Genomic DNA, 20,647 nt, shown 5'->3' on the forward strand with positions numbered 1-20,647 from the left:
CACGTCAGCATTTTGTGAACTTCGTCATAATATCCGGTTTTCGCCCCCATCCCGCTAAAAACCGTGTGGCGTGAATCCCTCGCGCGCCACGCTGAACGCGCGCCGCCAGTTCCCTGCGCCTGCCCCGCCGACCAGTTCTGCACGGCCGGAATCCAGCAATTGATCAAGTTGCACTGTCCCGAGATAGAGGCCAGCCACCTCCCTTTCAGAGAGCGCGACCAGCGGCAGGTCGGGATCGGACTGCCCTTCGTCGATTCGGGTCACCGTGGCGCGGGCATCGGCCACGTCGAAGAGGTAGGTCCCGGAAATCAAATCCATCCGGTCGTTCACGCGCAACAGCAACCGGGCATCATGCTGGTAACCGCGAACCTGGAAAGCGGCGGCAACATCCAGCACGCGCAGCCATAGCGAATCGTCGATGGAACGCACGTGGTAGTCCCGCACGTTGTCCAGCACCTGGCGCAGCGGATCGGCCACCGGACCTTGGCCATGCACTTCCTCCACCAGATCATGGTTGCCCAGATATTCGAAGAGCTTGATCCGGGCGGCATCGCTGGTGGCGATCAGCTTGTGCACCACGAGCTTCGCCTTTGGTTCGTCCCAGCCGCCGAACTTGTAGGTGGCGAACCCGCCGAGCTGGCCGGCATCGTCGTAGTAGGCGGCAAAGCGCAGGTTCTTCGGCTTGTCCAAGGTCTCCCAGTTGTCCCAGCGGCCCAGGGCGTAGCCATTGTCGTACTCGGTGCTGTCCACGGAGCCGAAGGTCCGCTCGAACGCGCGGACGGCCAGCGCGGAGTAGTCAGCTTCGAGGCGGGCAGGATCGGCGTCCACCACCTTGCCCGGCAGCTGGACTCGCAGCTTCAACCCGCCGGCGCATTTGAGCGTGAAACGGCATTGGAAGGTGGCCGGTTCGAAACCGTACCGCCCATAGATCGTCGCTTCCGATGCGGTCAACGCGGCCAGCGGGAATCCTTCCTGCTGGGCATAGGCCAGATCGGCAGTAATCTGCCTGCCCAGCACGCCGCGCCGCCGATAGCTCGGGGCCACGGTGACCGAAGTGATCTTGTGCGCCGGTACCGGTTCGCCGCCTCCGGCATTGAGCAGCCCGGGAAATGCCCCGTAGGTGTGCACCGGTTCGGTTGCATGGCGCGAGTGCGGTTCGGCGTGCGGGTCGAACACGAGGCAGAAGCGCATTTTCTGCGCGTAGGTCAGGTCCAGGTAGTTCTTCCAGTTGGGCTCTTCCGGCAGCTGCTCGTAGAAGCCGATCCCCGTGGCCCGATGGAACAGCTTGATCGCTTCGTCGAGTTCCCCGCTTCGCGCATCGGCCTGGAAGGTCCGGGTTTCCAGCTGCGGCTGGGGCTCTGGTCTCATCGTGCTCCTTGGCGTGGAAGTCGGCTGGTCACAGTCTATGCCCCTGCTGGCCTGTTGCAAGGGGAAGGCCTCACCAGGCATCGGAGAGCTTGGCGAATCGCAGGCCTGAATCCAGCGCCTGGACCAGCCCAAGCGCCAGGCCCTTAGCCGTGCCCGAAGCTGGCTGGTTGAAGTGCCCGATGCCGACATCCCCGGCGCGCAGCTGGCTAACCTGCGCGGCGACGGTCGTCGCGTCGAAGCTCGCCCCGGCGTCCAGGTTGACTGTGAAGTTCATCGGCAGCACGCCCAGTTCGCGGCAGAGCGCCGCGCCGGCTTCGTCCATGTGGGCGGTGCCGGAGCGGAAGAATTGCGCGGTGATGCCGAACCGCTTCGTCAGGTACAGCTGGTTGCCCATCACTTCGTCGTAGGCCTGGGCGATCGATCCAGTACCCATGATGCCGTAGGCGCTCTGGCCCCCGGTGGCCAGCGGGGCATGGCTGGTACCGTGGTTGGCGATCTCGAACAGCTCGTCGCTGGCCAGTTCGGCCAGCAGCCGCGCATTGGCCCGAGCCCAGCGCCGGTTCACGAACAAGGTTGCCGGCACCTGCAACTCGCGCAAGGCATCCAGCAGGGTTTCGTCCGCGCCGGAGCCGTTTGGTCCCCCGCAGGCATCGAAGGTCAACGCCGCGAATTCGCTGCCCTTAGGCAAGCCCAGCTCGATGCCCGGGATATCCAGCCCGAACTGCCCGGCCGGAACCTCCTTGAACTTTTCGATCACCTGGTTCCGGCTCGGGTATGCCGCAGAAAAGACGGACGCTGGCTGGGACGAAGCCGCGGCGGAAGGCGGTGGGGTTGCCGAGGCTGCCGGGGCCGCGGACCGCTGTTCGGGGGCAACTGCGCTGCAACCGGAGATCAGCCCGGCGGCCAACGCGCCGAGCCCCAGGCTGCCGGTTTTCAGCGCCCAACGCCGCGAGTACTGCTCCACGTCCGCCTCTTTCATCAAGCCTTTGGGTCATGCCAAAGGGCAGGAGCACGACGCGGTGCCCCTGCCCTGCTGGTTGCAGCGCGCTAGTGCGCGGCGTCGTGCCAGGTCCGGCCGATGCCCGGCTGGACATCCAGCGGCACCAGCAGGTCTGCTGCCTGTCCCATTTCGCGGGTCACCAGCTCCTGCACCGGTTCCAGCTCGCCCTCGGCGATCTCCAGGATGAGTTCGTCATGCACCTGCAAAAGCATCCGGGACTGGTACCCGCCGTCTTCCAGGCCTTCGGCGATGCGCAGCATGGCCACCTTGACCAGGTCGGCGGCCGATCCCTGGATCGGGGCGTTCAGCGCGGCACGCTCGGCAATATCGCGCAGCCGGCGATCGGAGCTGTTCAGCTCCGGCAGGTAGCGCCGGCGGCCGAAGATGGTTTCGGTGTAGCCGTCCTTGCGGGCCTGGTCGACCACCGAGCGCAGGTAGGTGCGCACGGCGCCAAAGCGGTCGAAGTAGTCCTTCATGAGCTTGCGGGCCTCGTCCACGCCGATTTTCAGCTGCTTTGAGAGCCCGAAGCTGCTCAGCCCGTAGGCCAGGCCGTAGCTCATCGCCTTCACCTTGGAGCGCATCTCGCTGGTGACGTCTTCCGGCTCGACGTTGAACACGCGCGAACCGACGTAGCGGTGCAGGTCTTCGCCGTTCTGGTAGGCCTCGATCAGCCCTGCATCCTCGGAGAGGTGGGCCATGATGCGCATTTCGATCTGCGAGTAGTCCACGGTCAGCAGGCTCTGGTAGCCCCCGCCGACCACGAACACGTCGCGGATGCGCCGGCCTTCTTCCGAACGCACGGGAATGTTCTGCAGGTTCGGGTTCAGGCTGGACAGGCGCCCGGTCGCGGCCACGGTCTGCGCATAGGTGGTGTGGATCCGGCCATCGTCGTGGGTGGCCTTGAGCAGGCCGTCGACGGTCTGGCGCAGCTTGATCGCATCGCGGTAGGCCATCAGCGCGACCAGGAACGGGTGCCCGGTCCTGACCAGCAGATCCTGCAGCGACTCGGCATCTGTGGTGAAACCGGTCTTGATTTTCTTGGTGCGCGGCAAATCCAGTTCCTCGAACAGGACCACCTGCAGCTGCTTCGGGCTGGAGAGGTTGACCTCGTGGCCGATCGCGGTAAACGCGTCATTGGTCGCCTGGTCCACCTGTTCGGTGAAGTGGGCGCGCAGCTCGTTGAGCCTGTCCACGTCCACCGCGACGCCGGCGCGTTCCATCTCGAAGAGCACCGGAATCAGCGGCAGCTCCATCTCGGCGGCCAGCTTGTCTGCGTGCTTCTCCGCCAGCTTGGAGGCCAGGTAGGCGGAGAGGTCGTGGATGGCCTGCGCCTGGGCCAGGGCCGGTTCGGCCAGCTCGGAGGCCAGGCCCAGATCCAGTTCACCCTTCTTGGCCTGGTGTACCGGCACCGTGTACTTCAGGTGGTATTGCACCACGTCAACCAGGTCATGGCTGCGGCGATCGGGCTGGATCAGGTAGGCGCTGATCAGGGTGTCGTCCCTGATGCCGGCGATCTCCAGCCCTCTTTCGATGAGCAGGTGCATGGCGGCCTTGGCGTCGTGGAAGAGCTTCGGGGCGTTCTCATCGGCGAGGAACTGCGCCAGCACGGCCTCGGTGGCCTGATCGAGGTTCGCCAGTTCCAGCCAGAGCGCTTCGGCGCCGCGGAACAGGGCCAGGCCCACGGCTTCGCCGCCAGCCACGGCGGGCTGGATCGCGATGGCCGCGCCCTTCCCGGCCTCGATGAATCCGCGCAGCGCGTCGGCATCGGCGTCGAGCACCCGGGAGAATTCGGCAACCTCTGGCGCCGCTTCCTCTTCCTGGGCCGCGAACAGGTCGAACAGCCGCTTGCGCAGGGTGTTGAATTCCAGCGCGTCGAACAGGTTCTCGATCTCTTCGCGGTTCGGGGCTTCGAGTTCCATCTCATCGAGCGTGACCGGCAGTTCCAGGTCGTGCTTGAGCTGGTTCAACCGGCGGTTGCGGGTCACATTGTCCACATGCTCGCGCAGGGAGTCGCCGACCTTGCCCTTGATGTTCTCGATGTTCTCCAGGATCCCGGCGAGGTCCCCGTAGAGGTTGATCCATTTCGCGGCGGTCTTCGGTCCCACGCCCGGCACGCCTGGCAGGTTGTCGGCGGTTTCGCCCACTAGCGCGGCCAAATCCGAGTAGCGCTCAGGGCGCACGAAGTACTTGGCTTCCACCGCGGCGGCATCCATCGGCGGGATATCGCTGATGCCCTTTTTCGGGTACAGCACCAGAGTCTTGTCGGTGATCAGCTGGAACGCGTCGCGGTCGCCGGAAACCACCAGCACGTTGAACCCGGCTTCTTCGCCCTGGGTGGCCAGCGTGGCCAGGATGTCGTCGGCCTCGAAGCTTTCCAAGGTGATCGAAGGGATGTTCATCGCCTTCATGACCTCTTTGATCAGGTCGATCTGCCCGTAGAACTCTTCGGGGGTCTTATTGCGTCCGCCCTTGTACTCGGTGTACTCCAGCGAGCGGAACGTCGGGGTGTCCAAGTCGAAGGCCACCGCAACGTGGCTGGGCTTTTGCTGGCGGATCATCGTCAGCAGCATCGACACGAACCCGTGCACTGCATTGGTGTGCTGGCCGGTGCTTGTTGCGAAGTTCTCTGCAGGCAGCGCATAGAACGCGCGGAATGCCATGGAGTGTCCGTCGATGATCAGCAGTCTCTTGTCCGACGAAGCAGTCGGTTTGGTTGTTTCGCTCACACCTGAAAGCCTAGTTGCCATGAGCGACAATTTCACTTCTCAAACCACGCAATCTTCGGCACATCCGTTTGCCGCGCAGCTATCGCGCCATGGCATCCCCGAAACCATGTGGCCCCACCTGCGGCAAAATGGCGTGGGCGAGCTGGTGGAGAAATTGGACATCGTCTTCACCGAGTTCGAAACCCAGCGCGTGGCGGCCACGATGCCGGTGGCGGGCAATACCCAGGTCTATGGGATACTGCATGGCGGCGCGTCTGCAGCGCTGGCCGAAACCCTCGGTTCGATGGCGGCCGCGCTGCATGGTGCGGGCCGTGCTAACCCGGTCGGCGTTGATTTGAACATCACCCACCACAAGGCCGGCCGTTCGGGGGTTGTCACCGGGGTATGCACGCCGGTGCATTTGGGCCGCAGCAGCACCTGCCATGAGATCGTGATCAGCGATGAGCAGGGCCAGCGGGTAGCCACCGCCCGCATCACCAACATGCTGCTGCCCGTCGACTAGCAATCCGTGCAAGCGGCGCTCCGGGCAAGCCGTGCATTCCTGGAGCTCCGCCGCGTTTTCGGCCGGGCTCCGGCGCCGCCTAGCCGATCGCGTAGCGCGAGAGGACGATGTCCGCTCCCAGGTCGGTGACCTCCAGGGAGGAGAGCTGCGTGCTGATCGCGCGGCCGAAGAGATTCGCCCCGCCGCCGAGCACTTCCGGAACGGTGACCAGCAGCAGCTCATCGAGCGCATCGGCCTCGACGAAGGCACCGGCCAGGTCGGCTCCGCCGACCACCCACACGTCGCCAGCCCCAGCGCTTTGGGCGATGTCCTGGCTCCAGAAGCCCACCTCGCCGCGGATGAAGGTCAGGTCCGCTCCGGGCAGTGTCGGCAGTTCATGGTGGGTGAAGACCCATACCGGCTTGTCGCCGAACACCCACGGCACTGATCCCTCTGTGGCGTCGCGGACGATGTTCTCGTAGGTCTTGCCGCCGATCACTACGGCGCCGACGGTCTCGAAGAACTCGTCGAAATGCTTTTTCACTCCCGGCTGCGAGGCATAGGGAACGAACCATTGGACGCTGCCGTTGCGATCGGCAATAAAACCATCGATGGAGGCACCCACGTAGTACTTGAAGCTAGTCATGGCTCCAGTCTAGGGGTGCCTCCATCGAAGGCGATATCAAGTTGGCAGTGGACCGCGGATTCGTGTCGGGTCCGCCCGGCACCCAGCGCGGCTCCTAGTGGCTCGAGGAGATGCCCAGGATGGCCTCGCTCAGCTGCGGCACGATCAGCACGACGCCCAAGGCGACGATCAGTCCGCACACCACGAAGCAGGCGTAGGCGCCGGCCTTGCTCACGCTCTGGCCACGGCCGCCATCCTTGGCAACGGCAAGCAGGCGGACACCGAAGGAGTACGCGGCCACAATCGCCAACGCGGCGATCCACGTGACAACGGCAACGACCAGGAATGCTGTCCAGTCGATCATGATTTATCAGCTTCCTTCTGCACGGCGGCGGCCTTGGCCTGCTTCGCCTCCGCCTTCGCCTTGGCGCGGCGTTCCTTCTTGGACAGGATGTTCACCGCTGCGCCCGAGTTGTCGATGTCGGAGATGTTCGACTCGTGGTCGTGCGGCTGCTTGCGAGAGATGAACCAGATGGCGAGCATCGCACCGGTACCAGCGACAGCGACGATCACGATGCCGACGTTGCCCAAGTGGGTGATGGCGGCTGCGATGCCGCCGACGATACCAGCAGCAGGCAGGGTGAACAGCCAGCCCAAGGCAATACGGCCGGCTGTGCCCCAGCGGACTTCGCCGCCCTTGCGGCCCATGCCCGAACCGATCACCGAGCCGGAAGCCACCTGGGTGGTCGACAGCGCGAAGCCCAGGTGCGAGGAGGTCAGGATCGCCGAAGCGGTGGACATCTCGGCGGCGAAGCCCTGCGCAGGCTTCACGTCGGTCAGGCCGGATCCCATGGTGGCGATGATGCGCCAGCCGCCGGTGTAGGTGCCCAGTGCGATGGCGAACGCACAAGTGGCGACCACCCAGAACTGCACTCCGGAGTCGGAATCCTGCAGGCCCGAAGCCACCAGGGTCAGGGTTATGATGCCCATGGTCTTCTGCGCATCGTTGGTGCCGTGCGACAGCGCGACCAGCGAGGAGGAGAAGATCTGGCCGTAGCGGAAACCACCACGCTTCGGCGAGGCTCCGTTTTCACGCTTGGTGATGGCGTACGCCAGCTTGGTGCACAGGTATGCGGAGATGCCCGCGATCAGCGGCGCGCAGATGGCCGGGAGCAGCACCTTGGACAGCAGCACGCTGTAGTTCACCGATGCGAACCCCGCACCGACGATCGCGGCGCCAACGAGGCCGCCGAACAGTGCGTGGGAAGAGCTCGATGGCAGGCCCAGCAGCCAGGTGAACAGGTTCCAGATCACGGCACCCATCAGGCCCGCGAAGATCATCGCCGGGCCGATCGCTACGCCCGTGGTCGGGTCTTCGTTGATGATGCCGCCTGAAATGGTCTTCGCTACCTCGGTGGAGAGGAAAGCGCCGACGAGGTTCAGAATTGCGGCGAGGGCAACAGCCTTCTTAGGGGAAATTGCTCCGGTTGCGATTGGAGTGGCCATCGCATTGGCCGTGTCATGGAAACCATTGGTGAAGTCGAAAAACAACGCCAAGGCAATGACCAGGACGACGATAAGCGTCAAATCCATTGAATACCAGCCTGAGGGGTCGAACGGCAAGGAAAAGTGAACGGGCCATGAAGAAGGGTCCTGCGGAGGGTAATGGCGTGCGGGTCTTCGTTCTCGGCGCAATTTCCATCTTAGGCCTACCACGCAGTACGTCAATCCAGGATTGCAACCCCATTCAGCGGAAAAAAGGGTAAACAAAAGGTTGCGGAACGGTGAACGCCCAGTCGAGCGCCGTTCCAGCCGGTCGAGGGCATAAAAAATGTGCGCCAAACCATACGTGGCTTGGCGCACACTCTGGTGGCTGGCGGTGCCTACTTGACCTGGTCGACGACCGTCTCGGCGACCTGGCGCATGCTCAAGCGGCGATCCATGGAGGTTTTCTGGATCCAGCGGAACGCTTCCGGCTCGGTCAGGCCCATCTTGGTGATGAGCAGCGACTTGGCGCGGTCCACCAGCTTGCGGGTTTCGAACTGCTCGGCCAGGTTGCTGACTTCTTCTTCCAGCGCGCGCAGTTCGTCATTGCGGGAAATCGCGATTTCGATTGCCGGGGTGAGGTCTGCAGGGGTGAACGGCTTGACCACGTAGGCCATGGCCCCGGCTTCGCGGGCGCGCTCCACCAGTTCCTTCTGGCTGAAGGCGGTCAGCAGGACCACCGGGGCGATGCGTTCCTTGACGATGGCTTCGGCGGCGGTAATGCCGTCCATGACCGGCATCTTCACGTCCATGAGCACCAGGTCGGGCTTCAGCTCGCGGGCCTTTTCCAGAGCCGCCTGGCCGTTGTCGGCTTCGGCGACGACGTCGTAGCCCTCGGAGCGGAGGATTTCGACGATGTCCAGGCGGATCAGGGTCTCGTCCTCGGCAACGACCACGCGACGCGGAGTGGTTTGCACCTCGGATGGGATGCGGGTGATTTCAGGTAGTTCGCTCATTGGCGCCTTCCTCCATGGTCAGAATTCCTGCCCGCTGCGCGGGCGGCATCTAGGTGGTTTAGGTTCAGCGAAGCCACGTTGCCTCGGTTTCACTTCTAAGACTACTGGCATGTACTCTTGTTCAGGCGAAGACGCGAGGATCCTGATTAGGAAATCTGGAAAACCTCTAGTAAAGTAGTCAAAGTGCCAGCCCAAGTGGCGGAATCGGTAGACGCGCCGCACTCAAAATGCGGTATCGAAAGATGTGTGGGTTCGAGTCCCACCTTGGGCACCAGCTTCAAGGCCGTTGGCCCGGAAATATTTCCGGTCCAACGGCCTTTTTCGCGCCCCCCGGCCGATGGGTTGTCGATTGGCTGTGCTCGAGTTCACAACCCGCATTCGCCGACCCAAGCAGAGTCCGCCCTGCCCCAGCTTCTGGGACAGGACGGATCGAAATGCTTCGTCTAGCGGGAAGCCGCGGCTACAGGTTCTTCGGAACCGATACGTTCTCCGGAGCCCACGGACCAACCTTCTCGCGTGCAGGCATCGGCTTGCCATCGACCAGCTGGCCGGCATCTGCCAGGTCGCCGATCTTGTGCACGCGCAGCGAGTTGGTCGAGCCGGCCTGCCCCGGAGGGGAACCAGCTGCGATGCAGACCAGGTCGTTGACCTCGGCCAGTCCTTCGGAGAGCAGCGCCTCGTCTACCTGGGCGGTCATCTTGTCGGTATGGTCCGCATAGGCGACCAGGCGTGCCTGCACACCCCACATCAGGGTCATGATGTTGTAGGTCTGCTGCAGCGGGGTGAAGGCCAGCACCGGCTTCTTCGGGCGCAGCCGCGACAGGCGCCGCGCCGAGTCGCCGGACTGGGTGAAGGCCACGATGTACTTCGCATCGAGCTGATCGGCGATTTCCACTGCGGCGCGGGTGATCGCACCGCCGCGGGTCTTCGGCTTGGAGCCCAGGCGTGGAATGCGATCCAGTCCGTGCTCTTCGGTCGAAGAGATGATCCGCGACATGGTCTCTACCGTTTCCACCGGGTACTCGCCTACGGAGGTCTCTCCCGAGAGCATGACCGCGTCGGCACCGTCGAGCACCGCGTTGGCGCAGTCCGAAGCCTCGGCACGGGTCGGGGTTGGCGATTCGATCATCGATTCAAGCACCTGGGTGGCGACGATGACCGGCTTCGCCCAGCGGCGAGCCAGCTCGACCGCACGCTTCTGCACCAGTGGAACTTCCTCCAATGGCAACTCGACGCCCAAGTCGCCTCGGGCGACCATGATCGCGTCGAAGGCGTTGACGATTTCTTCCAGTGCCGCCACGGCCTGCGGCTTCTCGATCTTGGCGATGACCGGCACACGGCGGCCTTCTTCGTCCATGATCTCGTGCACACGCTCGATGTCCTCGGCGTTGCGCACGAAGGACAGCGCGACCATGTCGATGCCGGCACGGATGGCCCAGCGCAGGTCGTCCTCATCCTTTTCGCTCAGCGCAGGCACATTCACGGCCACGCCAGGCAGGTTGATACCCTTGTTGTTGGACACTTCGCCGCCGACGACGACCTCCGAACGCACCGAGGTCTCGTCAACAGCCAGCGCCTTGAGTTTGACCTTGCCGTCGTTGATCAGCAGGAAGTCCCCTGGCTGCACATCGCTGGGAAGTCCCTTGAAGGTGGTCGAGCACAGGTTCCTGGTGCCTTCGATGTCCTCGATGGTGATGGTGAATTCCTCACCGGCCTCGAGGATGTACTTGGCGTTGTCCTTGAAGCGGCCGAGGCGGATCTTCGGACCCTGCAGGTCGGCGAAGATGCCGACAGCACGGCCTACCTCTGCGGCCGCATTGCGCACATTCGCCAGGGATTGCGCGTGCATGGAGTGGTCTCCATGGCTCATGTTCAAGCGGGCGACGTCCACGCCCGCCTTCAGTACCGCTACAGTGTTTTCATAACTTGCCAGGGCCGGGCCCCAGGTTGCCACAATCTTTGCGCGTCTCATTCCGTCAGCCAAATGCCTTTCATGTTCACATAGGCAAAATGCGGCCCACCCGGTTTCCGGGTGCGCCGCATTCAAGCCTATGTCACTCAAATGATGCTGATGGCCCTATCGGTTGGAGCAACCGGTGCAGGGAGGGTAGTCGAACCCGTGAGGAACTTGTCGACCGCGGCCGCGCAAGCGCGTCCTTCGGCGATAGCCCACACGATCAGCGACTGTCCCCGACCGGCGTCTCCGGCGACGAATACTGACTCGGTGTTCGTCATGTAGTAGCCATCTCGGGCGACGTTGCCCCGGTTGTCGAATTCGATACTGACCTGTTCGTCCAATCCGGAAACTTCCGGACCGGTGAACCCGAGGGCAAGCAGGACCAGATCCGCTTTGATTACGCGTTCGGTTCCAGGCTTCGGGAGGCGCTTGCCAGCAACAAATTCTGTCTCTGCAACTGTAACACCGATCACCTTGTTTTGCTCAGTTCCCTCGCCGGAGATGAAGTTGACGGTCGAGGCCAGGTAGGTCCGCTCGCCTCCTTCCTCATGGGAGGTCTGCACCTCGAACAGCACCGGCATCATCGGCCACGGCTGGTCCTCGCGGCGTTCGGTGCCCGGCTGCTTGCCGATGGCCAGCGTGGTGACGCTGGCGGCGCCTTGGCGCAGGGCAGTGCCGATGCAGTCCGAACCGGTGTCGCCGCCACCGAGGACGATCACGTGCTTGCCCTTGGCATCGATCGAGCGCTCCTGCTTCAGCCCCGCCACCACGCGGTTGTTATCGGTGAGGAACTCCATGGCGTGGTGCACGCCATCGAGCTGGTTGCCCGGCACCGGCAGCTCGCGCGGCACGGTCGCGCCGGTGGCCACGATGACCGCGTCGTAGTCGCGGCGCAGCTGCTTCCAACTGATGTCCTTGCCGATCTCGATGCCGGTGCGGAAGATCGTGCCTTCCGCTTCCATCTGCTCCAGGCGGCGGTCGATGACCTGCTTTTCCAGCTTGAAATCCGGGATGCCGAAGCGCAGCAGGCCGCCGATGGCCTCGTCGCGCTCGTACACCGCCACGGTGTGCCCTGCGCGGGTGAGTTGCTGGGCGGCGGCCAGGCCGGCCGGCCCCGAGCCGACGATCGCCACGCGGTGCTCGGTGTGCCTGGCTGGCGGCTGCGGCTCGAAGCCGCCGGCATCCATCAGGTGCCCGGCGAGCTCCGCCTCGACCTGCTTGATGGTCACCGCGGGCTGGTTGATCCCCAGCACGCAGGAGGCCTCGCAGGGGGCCGGGCACAGCTTGCCGGTCAGCTCAGGGAAGTTGTTGGTGGAAAGCAGCCGTGCTGCCGCGTCGTCCATCCGGCCCTTGTAGGTCAGGTCGTTGAACTCCGGGATCAGGTTGCCCAGCGGGCAGCCGTTGTGGCAGAACGGCACGCCGCAGTCCATGCAACGGCCGGCCTGCTCCTTCAGGGTGCCGGCTTTTTGGCGCTCCAGCACCTCCTTGTAGTCCATCAGCCGCACCGGGACCGGGCGCTTGGGCTGGGTGACGCGTTCGGCCACCTTCAGGAATCCGCGTGGATCAGCCACGGGTCACCTCCAAAATCTTGTTCCATACCTGCGGCGAGTCCGGGTTCTGCCCGCTGGCCACCGCATCGCTGCGCAACCGCTGCACGGCGGCGAAGTCGCGCGGGGTGATGCTGGTCAGCCGGCCGCGGGTGTTCTCCCAGTCCAGCAGCAGGCGGGAGGCCAGCGGGGACGCGGTCAACGCGATGTGCTCGGTGAGCAGCTCGCGGATGCGTTCGGCTTCCGCGTCGCTGACCGGGGCGACCAGCAGGTCGCCATGCTCGGCGGCCAGCGGGTTCAGCTTGGCCGGATCGAAGTCCAGCACCCAGGCGGTGCCGCCGGAGAATCCGGCGCCGAAGTTCCGGCCGGTGGCTCCCAGGATCAGCACCTGTCCCCCGGTCATGTACTCGCAGCCGTGCTCGCCGATGCCCTCGGTGACGATGCTCGCCCCGGAGTTGCGCACCGCGAAGCGTTCGCCGACCATGCCGTTGATGAACAGCTGGCCGCTGGTGGCGCCGTAGCCGACCACGTTGCCGGCGATGACCTGCTCTTCGGGCTTGGACAGGGTGGTGTGCGGCGGGTGGATCGCGATCCGGCCGCCGGACAGGCCCTTGCCCACGTAGTCGTTCGCGTCGCCGGAGAGCTTCAGCGTGATCCCTTCGGGAAGGAACGCGCCCAGGGACTGGCCGGCGCGGCCGGAAAGGTTCACCTTGATGGTGTCCTGCTCCAGGGTCTGCACCCCGAAGGTCTTGGTCACGTGGTGGCCCAGCAGCGTGCCCGTGGAGCGGTCGGTATTCACGATCTTCGCGTCGATGCTCACCGGCAGGCGGTCTGCCAGCGCCGGCGCGGCGGCGGCGAGCAGCTGCTGGTCCAGGTGCGTGTCCAGCCCGTGGTCCTGGCCGATGCGCCGGCGGCGCGCGGCCAGCTCGACGTCAGGGACATGTGTGATCGCATCCAGGGCCAGCCCTGCCACCTTGTCGTGGGCGGTGATCTGGTCGGCATCGGTGTCCAGGAGCTCGACCTTGCCGATCACCTCGTCCAGGGTGCGGGCCCCCAGCGCGGCGAGCAGTTCGCGCACCTCCTGGGCGATGAACTCGAAGAAGTTCACCACGAATTCGGCCTTTCCGGTGAAGCGTTCGCGCAGCGTGGGGTTCTGCGTGGCCACCCCCACCGGGCAGGTGTCCAGGTGGCACACGCGCATCATGATGCAGCCGGAAACCACCAGCGGGGCGGTGGCGAAGCCGAACTCCTCGGCCCCGAGCAGCGCACCGATCAGCACGTCGCGGCCGGTCTTCAGCTGGCCGTCGACCTGCACGGTGACGCGGTCGCGCAGCCCGTTGAGGATCAGCGTCTGCTGCGCTTCGGCCAGGCCGATCTCCCACGGGGTGCCGGCATGCTTCAGCGAGTTCATCGGCGAGGCGCCGGTGCCGCCATCGTGCCCGGAGACCAGCACCACGTCCGCCTTGGCCTTGGCCACGCCGGCCGCGACGGTGCCGATGCCGGACTCGGAGACCAGCTTCACGTGCACGCGGGCCGACGGGTTGGCGCACTTCGCGTCGTGGATCAGCTGGGCCAGGTCCTCGATCGAGTAGATGTCGTGGTGCGGCGGCGGGGAGATCAGCCCGACGCCCGGGGTGGAGTGCCGGGTCTTGGCGATCCACGGGTAGAGCTTCTGGCTCATCAGCTGGCCGCCCTCGCCGGGCTTGGCGCCCTGCGCCATCTTGATCTGGATGTCATCCGCATTGGTCAGGTACAGGCTGGTCACGCCGAAGCGCCCCGAAGCGATCTGCTTGATGGCACTGCGCCGCTCGGGGTCGAGCAGGCGCTCGGGGTCCTCGCCGCCCTCGCCGGTGTTGGACTTGGCGCCCAGCCGGTTCATCGCGATGGCCAGGGTCTCATGCGCCTCGGCGGAGATCGAGCCGTAGCTCATCGCGCCGGTGGAGAACCGCTTGACGATCGAGGAGACCGGCTCGACCTCGTCGATGCTGATCGGGGTGATGCCCTCGGTCTTGAACTTCAGCAGCCCGCGCAGGGTCTTCAGCTGCGCGGCCTGGTCGTCCACCGCCTTCGTGTACTCCTTGAACACGTCGTAGCGGCGGGTTCGGGTGGAATGCTGCAGGCGGAAGACGGTTTCCGGGTTGAACAGGTGCGGCGGGCCTTCGCGGCGCCACTGGTACTCTCCCCCGGTCTCCAATTCCAGCGGCTGGGCGCCGCCGTCGATCTCCGGGTAGGCGCGCGCATGGCGGGCGGCGGCTTCGGCGGCCACCACGTCCAGCTCGATGCCCGAGAGCTTCGTGGCGGTGCCGGTGAAGTACTGGTCGACCACGCGCTGGGACAGGCCGACGGCTTCGAAAGTCTGCGCGCCGCAGTAGCTGGAGACCGTGGAGATGCCCATCTTGGACATGATCTTCAGCACGCCCTTGCCCAGCGCCTTGATCAGGTTGGCGCTGGCTTGGCTTCCGTCGACGCCGGGCAGCTCGCCGTTCTCGGCCATCTGCTCGACCGATTCCAGGGCGAGGTAGGGGTTGATCGCGCTGGCGCCGTAGCCGATGAGCAGCGCGATGTGGTGCACTTCGCGGGCGTCGCCGGACTCGATGATCAGCGAGACGCGGGTGCGGTTCGAGCTCTTGAGCAGATGGTGGTGCACCGCGGAAGTCAGCAGCAGGGACGGGATCGGCGCCCAGGCGGCCGAGGAGTCGCGGTCCGAGAGCACGATGTAGCGCACCCCGCGGTTCACCGCGGCGGAGACCTTCTCGCAGATTTCCTGCAGCCGGGCGCGCAGCTCGGATTCGCCGCCGGCCGGGCGGTACAGCCCGCGCACCTTCAGCGTGTACTTGGCGCCGGATTCGTCGCGCAGGTTCGCGATCTTGGCCAGCTGGTCGTTGGTCAGCACCGGGTAGTCCAGCGCGATCTGGGTCTGCTCAACGCGGTCCAGGGACAGCAGGTTCCCGTCCGGGCCGATCGCGGTGCCCATGGAGGTGACCAGCTCTTCGCGGATCGCATCCAGCGGCGGGTTGGTGACCTGGGCGAAGGACTGGGTGAAGTAGTCGAACAGCAGCCGCGGGCGCTGCGAGAGGGCGGCGATCGGGGTGTCGGTGCCCATGGCGGCCAGCGGCTCGGCGCCGGCGGCGGCCATCGGGGCCAGCAGCACGCGCAGCTCCTCGGTGGTGTAGCCGAAGGTCAGCTGGCGCAGGGCCACGGAAGCCGAATTGTGGCGCACATGCTCCAGGTCCGGGAAGTCGTCCAGGGTCTTCAGGTTCTGCGCCACCCAGTCGCGCCATGGCTTGGAGGCGGCCACTTCAGCCTTGATCTCGGCATCTTCGACGATGCGCTGGCCGGCCAGGTCCACCGCGAACATCTTGCCCGGGGCGACACGGCCCTTGGCCACAATGTGCTCTTCGTCGGTGTCGATCACGCCGACCTCGCTGGCAAGCACCACCAGGCCGTCGTCGGTGACCCACCAGCGGGCCGGGCGCAGGCCGTTGCGGTCAAGCACGGCGCCGGCCATCTGGCCGTCGGTGAAGCAGACAGCTGCCGGGCCGTCCCACGGCTCGATGAGCATGGACTGGTACTGGTAGAAGGCGCGCAAATCCGCGTCCATCTGGTCGTCGTTTTCCCACGGCTGCGGGATCATCATCATGATCGTCTCGGCGACGTTGCGCCCCGAGAGCATGAGCATTTCGGCAACCTCGTCGAAGGAGGCCGAGTCCGAGGCGCCGGCGGTGCAGATCGGGAACAGTTCCTCGGGCACCTCGCCGAGCAGCGGCGAGGCGAGGGTGGACTGGCGGGCGCGCATCCAGTTGCGGTTGCCCTTGACCGTGTTGATCTCGCCGTTGTGCGCGATGGTGCGGAACGGCTGGGCCAGCGGCCAGGACGGGAAGGTGTTGGTGGAGAAACGCGAGTGCACGATCGCGCAGCGGCTGGCGAAGCGGCTATCGGACAGGTCCGGGTAGAAGGGCTCAAGCTGCGCGGTGGAGACCATGCCCTTGTAGACGATGGACTGCGATGAGAACGAGGCGAAGTACACGCCCATCTTGTTGTGCGCGCGGCGGCGGATGCGCCAGGCGGCGGCGTCCAGCTCGCGGCTGGTGGCGGCCGGGGCGCCGGCAGGCGCGGCGATGAAGAATTGGGTGATCCAGGGCATCACCTTGCGGGCAGAGGCGCCGAGCACGTCGGCGCTGACCGGCACCTCGCGCCAGCCGAGCACCGCGAGGTTCTCCTCGGCGGCCATGGTTTCCAGCTCTTCTTGGGCGAAGGCACGTTCGCCGGAGTCGGCCGGGAGGAAGCCCATGCCCACGGCGTAGGAGCCGGCAGCGGGAAGATCGAATGCGGTGACGCTGCGCAGGAACGCGTCGGGCAGGTGCAGCAGGATGCCGGCGCCGTCGCCGGTGCCCTCGTCGGCGCCGATGGCGCCTCGGTGCTCCAGACGGCGCAGGGCGGTCAGCGCATGGGCGACAATGCCATGGCTGGCTTCGTTCTTCAGGGACGCAATCATCGCCAGGCCGCAGGCGTCCTTCTCGGCCGCCGGATCGTACAGCCCCTGCGCGCCGGGCAGCGCGGAGAAACGGGTGTAGGGCGAGGGGACTTCCTCGCCAAAACCTGGCGAGGCGTTCATCTGGACTCCGGTCATGCTCATGAGCGTGCCTTTCTGTGGTTCATGCAGGATAGGCGCGCGGCAGCCCCCGGTAAAGGGCTAATTCTTCGCAAGGGCTTCCGGCCGCCTGGATGTTTCATCTAGCTGAAACTTTTCGACAGTGCTAAGCGGGGTCTGCTTGCGCATCGAGGTTTCGGGGACGAACATTTCCCACCTCGTTGTGGTGCTGCACCGGCAGGCCGTTCCAGGGGTCGATCAACCAGTTCGGTGCGTGGATCTCACGTTACGCAGGTTTTGTTTCTCCCATGCGCGTGCTTCTGTTTCCGCAATGTTAAAAACTTTTGTCCCAGTTCCCGCGGAAAAAGCAGGTTTTTTGGTGGAAAACGCTGGAAAACCGTTTTCGCCAGCCGATTTTGAAAGCCGCCCAATGTTTCAAGCATGTTGCGCACACGCGTCGGCATCCCGCCAAATTTTTCGTGCTTCTTCGCCATATTGGGTCCCTGGCTCGTCATGGAAGCCAATCCCGGAGGCCGCGGGACGGGTTAAACCAGCGGTGGCCGGCTAGCATGAATGCTTGCCGGCCACCGCAATTGGGCTATGGATTCGCTGCCGCTACTTCTCGTTCTGCGGATCAGCGCCGGTTCCCTTTTCGGACGCGGTTTCCGATTCGGACATGGTTCCCGATTCGGACGTGTCCTGGGCACCGGTGCCTTCAGCTGGCTTGTCGCCTTCTGCTGGGGCCGGCGCGGGCGCCGTTCCTGGCAGGTAGAACGCATCGGCCTGCTGGCCGCGCAGCTTGCCGAGGACCAGGATCAGCGCGAGGATGCCGGCGATGACCATGCCGATCGCCAGCCACTGGTGCACGCGCAGGGCCAGCGGCCCGATGGCGATGACCTCGGCCGCATCCAGGCGCAGCGATTCGGTGAAGGTGCGGCCGACCCCGTACCAGATCATGTAGCAGCAGAACAGCGCACCACGGCGCAGCTTGAACTTTCGATCCAGCGCGATCAGCACGAAGGCGCCGAGCACGTTCCACAGCGACTCGTACAGGAAGGTCGGGTGGAAAAGCGTGTCCGCGGGCAGCCCGGCTGGGAAGTTGTAGCTGTCCGGGTCGATCTCCAGGCCCCACGGCAGGTCGGTCGGCGCACCGAAGAGCTCCTGGTTGAACCAGTTGCCCCAGCGTCCGGCCGCCTGCGCCAGCAGCAGGCCGGGCACGGCGGCGTCGACGAATGCAGAAAGCCGGATGCCGGCCCTCCGGCAGCCGATCCAGGCTCCCAGCGCGCCGAGCGACACCGCGCCCATGATGCCCAGCCCGCCGAGCCAGATCTGCGGGATCTCAGCCAGATGCGCACTCTGCCCGCCGAGCCCGAAGTAGTACATCGGGTCGGTGATCAGCACATGGTAAAGGCGTCCGCCGACGATGCCGAAGGGGATCGTCCAGATCGCGATGTCCCAGAGCATGTCCGAGTTGCCGCCGCGGGCGGAAAGCCGCTTGTTGGTCAGCCACAGCGCGATCAGGATGCCCGCGAGGATGCACAGCGCGTAGGCGTGGATGGTCAGCGGGCCCAGCGAGATCTTCGAGAACTCCGGCGGCGGAGACGGGATCGAAGCCGGCAGGGCCAGGGCCAGCTGCGTGGCGAAAGCCATCAGGCGCGTCCGCTCAGCTCGGCGGCCAGAGCGCCGACTGCCGGCACTCCCCCGTCGCGCAAAGCGGCGACCAGCGCGGTGCCGACGATCACGCCGTCCGCGTAGGCGCCGATTTCTTCCACATGCTCTCGGCGCGAGACGCCCAGGCCCACGCAGGCGTTCTCGGCGCCGGCGTTGTGGGCGGCGTCGACCACTGCCTGCGCGGCGGAGGACACCTCGGAACGGGCGCCGGTGACGCCCATCAGCGACACGCAGTAGACGAACCCGGAAGAGGCGTCGACCGTGCGCTGCACGCGGGCTTCGGTCGAGGACGGCGCGATGAGGAACACGCGCTCCAGGCCGTGCTTCTCGCTGGCTTCCATCCACTCGGCGGCCTCATCGGGCACCAGGTCAGGGGTGATCAGCCCGGCCCCGCCGGCCTCGGCGAAGCGCCGGGCGAATTCGTCCACGCCCAGGCGCAGCACCGGGTTCCAGTAGGTCATGACCATCACGGCCGCGTCGGTGCGTTCGGTGATCCCGCGCACGATCTCGAAGATCTGCGGGACCTTGAAGCCGTTCGCCAGCGCCTGCACGGTGGCTTCCTGGATGACCTGGCCGTCCATGACCGGGTCGGAGTACGGGATGCCGATCTCGATGACATCCACGCCGTTCTCGGCCAGCGCCACGGCGGCCTCGATGCTGGTGGCGACGTCCGGGTAGCCGGCAGGCAGGTAGCCGATGAGGGCCGGACGGCCCTTGGCGCGGGCTGCGGCGATCTTCTGGGCGCTGGTCACGCGGGTCATCTACTTCTCCTCGGAGTTCTGCGAGCCGGAGTTCTGCGCGTTGGCCGCGCTGATTTCGGCCTCGGCGTCCTTTTCGTCGATCATGTTGAACCAGGCGGCGGCGGTGCCCACGTCCTTGTCCCCGCGGCCGGAGAGGTTCGCGATGATGATCGTCTCCTGCGGCACAGCGCCCTCGGCGATCTTGCGGGCGGCCAACCGGATGGTGCCGGCCAGCGCGTGCGCGGACTCGATCGCCGGCAGGATGCCCTCGGTGCGGCACAGCGCCTTGAACGCGTCCATCGCCTCGGTGTCGGTGACCGGCTCGTAGGTGACGCGGCCGATGTCGGCCAGGTAGGCGTGCTCCGGGCCGACACCCGGGTAGTCCAGGCCGGCGGAGATCGAGTGCGACTCGACGGTCTGCCCGTCCTCGTCCTGCATCAGGTAGCTCTTCGCGCCGTGCAGCACGCCCGGGCGGCCCAGGGTGATGGTCGCGGCGTGGCGGTCGGTGTCCACGCCGTCGCCGCCGGCTTCGAAGCCGTAGATCTCGACCGACGGGTCGTCGAGGAAACCGTGGAAGATGCCGATCGCATTGGAGCCGCCGCCGATGCATGCGGTCACGGCGTCGGGCAGGCGCCCGGTCTGGGCCAGGATCTGCTCGCGCGCCTCGTCGCCGATGACCTCGTGGAAGTAGCGGACCATCGCCGGGAACGGCGCCCCGCCGGCGGCGGTGCCCAGCAGGTAGTGGGTGGTCTCGACGTTGGCGACCCAGTCGCGCAGCGCCTCGTTGATCGCGTCCTTCAGCGTCTGGGAGCCGACGGTCACCGGGATCACGGTGGCGCCGAGCAGGCGCATGCGCGCCACGTTCAGCGCCTGGCGGCGGGTGTCCTCGGCGCCCATGTAGACCACGCACTCCAGGCCCATCAGGGCCGCGGCGGTGGCCGAGGCGACGCCGTGCTGGCCGGCGCCGGTCTCCGCGATGATGCGGGTCTTGCCCATGCGCTTGGCCAGCAGCGCCTGGCCGAGCACGTTGTTGATCTTGTGGCTGCCGGTGTGGTTCAGGTCCTCGCGCTTGAGGAAGATCCGCACCCCTCCGCAGTACTGCTCGGAGAAGCGCTTGGCTTCGGTAAGCAGCGAGGGGCGTCCGGAGTAGTTCTTGTTCAGGTCCTTGACCTGCGCGATGAACTCGGGGTCGTTCTTGGCCGCCTCGAAGGTCTCGTTCAGCTCGTCCATGGCGGCCATGAGGGACTCGGGCATCCATCGTCCGCCATACGCTCCGAAGTACGGGCCGCTTGCGTGCCTCAGCGACTGTGCATCGATCGACTGGCTGTGCTCGGAGTTCTCCGGAGTGCTCATCGATTCCCTCTTTTCTCGTACGAAGCTTGATTCGTGGTAAGTCTCGTGCCCCGCCGGAAGCTCCTGCGGGGCACGAAATGCAATTCT

15 protein-coding genes and 1 tRNA gene are annotated in these 20,647 nt (G+C 65.6%); 2 read left to right on the forward strand and 14 right to left on the reverse strand.

Annotated features, from left to right (window positions below; translation table 11 throughout):
• Positions 1-54 precede the first annotated feature (54 nt).
• From ATK23_RS06600 to polA, 3 genes are all read right to left on the reverse strand, one after another.
• Positions 55-1,368: a GNAT family N-acetyltransferase gene (locus tag ATK23_RS06600; RefSeq protein WP_066138815.1), complete on the reverse strand. Its 1,314-nt coding sequence runs from the start codon at positions 1,366-1,368 to the stop codon at positions 55-57.
• Between the two features lie 70 nt (positions 1,369-1,438).
• Positions 1,439-2,347, reverse strand: coding sequence for a polysaccharide deacetylase family protein (locus ATK23_RS06605; protein WP_245858321.1), 909 nt, complete (start codon positions 2,345-2,347; stop codon positions 1,439-1,441).
• 68 nt (positions 2,348-2,415) lie between these two features.
• Positions 2,416-5,028: a DNA polymerase I gene (gene polA / locus ATK23_RS06610; protein WP_066138818.1), complete on the reverse strand. Its 2,613-nt coding sequence runs from the start codon at positions 5,026-5,028 to the stop codon at positions 2,416-2,418.
• 85 nt (positions 5,029-5,113) lie between these two features.
• On the opposite strand from polA, the gene ATK23_RS06615 reads away from it, so the two are divergent.
• Positions 5,114-5,596: a hotdog fold thioesterase gene (locus ATK23_RS06615; protein ID WP_038991894.1), complete on the forward strand. Its 483-nt coding sequence runs from the start codon at positions 5,114-5,116 to the stop codon at positions 5,594-5,596.
• Between the two features lie 79 nt (positions 5,597-5,675).
• On the opposite strand, the gene ATK23_RS06620 is transcribed toward ATK23_RS06615, so the two are convergent.
• The 4 genes from ATK23_RS06620 to ATK23_RS06635 all read right to left on the reverse strand — a co-directional run bounded on the left by ATK23_RS06620 (position 5,676) and on the right by ATK23_RS06635 (position 8,701).
• Positions 5,676-6,221, reverse strand: a complete 546-nt coding sequence (locus tag ATK23_RS06620; RefSeq protein WP_066138821.1) for a dihydrofolate reductase family protein — start codon at positions 6,219-6,221, stop codon at positions 5,676-5,678.
• A 94-nt stretch (positions 6,222-6,315) separates the two neighbouring features.
• Entirely contained in the window at positions 6,316-6,564 is a 249-nt protein-coding gene (locus ATK23_RS06625) for a hypothetical protein (protein WP_066138824.1), read from the reverse strand.
• On the reverse strand, positions 6,561-7,793 hold the full coding sequence (locus ATK23_RS06630; RefSeq protein WP_066138827.1) for an inorganic phosphate transporter: 1,233 nt from the start codon (positions 7,791-7,793) through the stop codon (positions 6,561-6,563). The genes ATK23_RS06625 and ATK23_RS06630 overlap by 4 nt, the downstream gene beginning before the upstream one ends.
• A 290-nt stretch (positions 7,794-8,083) precedes the next feature.
• Positions 8,084-8,701: an ANTAR domain-containing response regulator gene (locus ATK23_RS06635; RefSeq protein WP_066138831.1), complete on the reverse strand. Its 618-nt coding sequence runs from the start codon at positions 8,699-8,701 to the stop codon at positions 8,084-8,086.
• 189 nt (positions 8,702-8,890) lie between these two features.
• Between ATK23_RS06635 and ATK23_RS06640 the strand changes: the two genes are divergently transcribed.
• A tRNA-Leu gene (locus ATK23_RS06640) sits at positions 8,891-8,975 on the forward strand.
• A 186-nt stretch (positions 8,976-9,161) separates the two neighbouring features.
• Here the strand turns inward: ATK23_RS06640 and pyk are convergent.
• The 7 genes from pyk to trpB form a co-directional block, all read right to left on the reverse strand.
• Positions 9,162-10,673 carry a pyruvate kinase gene (pyk, locus tag ATK23_RS06645; protein ID WP_066138834.1) on the reverse strand — a complete coding sequence of 504 codons (1,512 nt, stop codon included), beginning with the start codon at positions 10,671-10,673 and terminating at the stop codon, positions 9,162-9,164.
• An 86-nt stretch (positions 10,674-10,759) separates the two neighbouring features.
• Positions 10,760-12,229 (reverse strand): glutamate synthase subunit beta, encoded by a 1,470-nt coding sequence (locus ATK23_RS06650; RefSeq protein WP_038991797.1) that lies wholly within the window; start codon positions 12,227-12,229, stop codon positions 10,760-10,762.
• Positions 12,222-16,841: a glutamate synthase large subunit gene (gene gltB / locus ATK23_RS06655; RefSeq protein WP_407645294.1), complete on the reverse strand. Its 4,620-nt coding sequence runs from the start codon at positions 16,839-16,841 to the stop codon at positions 12,222-12,224. The genes ATK23_RS06650 and gltB overlap by 8 nt, the downstream gene beginning before the upstream one ends.
• A 236-nt stretch (positions 16,842-17,077) precedes the next feature.
• On the reverse strand, positions 17,078-17,290 hold the full coding sequence (locus ATK23_RS16270; protein ID WP_157066329.1) for a hypothetical protein: 213 nt from the start codon (positions 17,288-17,290) through the stop codon (positions 17,078-17,080).
• A 121-nt stretch (positions 17,291-17,411) separates the two neighbouring features.
• Positions 17,412-18,446 (reverse strand): prolipoprotein diacylglyceryl transferase, encoded by a 1,035-nt coding sequence (gene lgt / locus ATK23_RS06660; RefSeq protein WP_066138837.1) that lies wholly within the window; start codon positions 18,444-18,446, stop codon positions 17,412-17,414.
• Positions 18,446-19,228 (reverse strand): tryptophan synthase subunit alpha, encoded by a 783-nt coding sequence (gene trpA / locus ATK23_RS06665; protein ID WP_066138840.1) that lies wholly within the window; start codon positions 19,226-19,228, stop codon positions 18,446-18,448. Before trpA ends, lgt begins: the two co-directional genes overlap by 1 nt.
• On the reverse strand, positions 19,229-20,560 hold the full coding sequence (gene trpB, locus ATK23_RS06670) for a tryptophan synthase subunit beta (RefSeq protein WP_066138844.1): 1,332 nt from the start codon (positions 20,558-20,560) through the stop codon (positions 19,229-19,231).
• Positions 20,561-20,647: the final 87 nt, after the last annotated feature.

It is taken from the genome of Glutamicibacter nicotianae, assembly GCF_002797775.1.
GTDB lineage: Bacteria > Actinomycetota > Actinomycetes > Actinomycetales > Micrococcaceae > Glutamicibacter > Glutamicibacter nicotianae.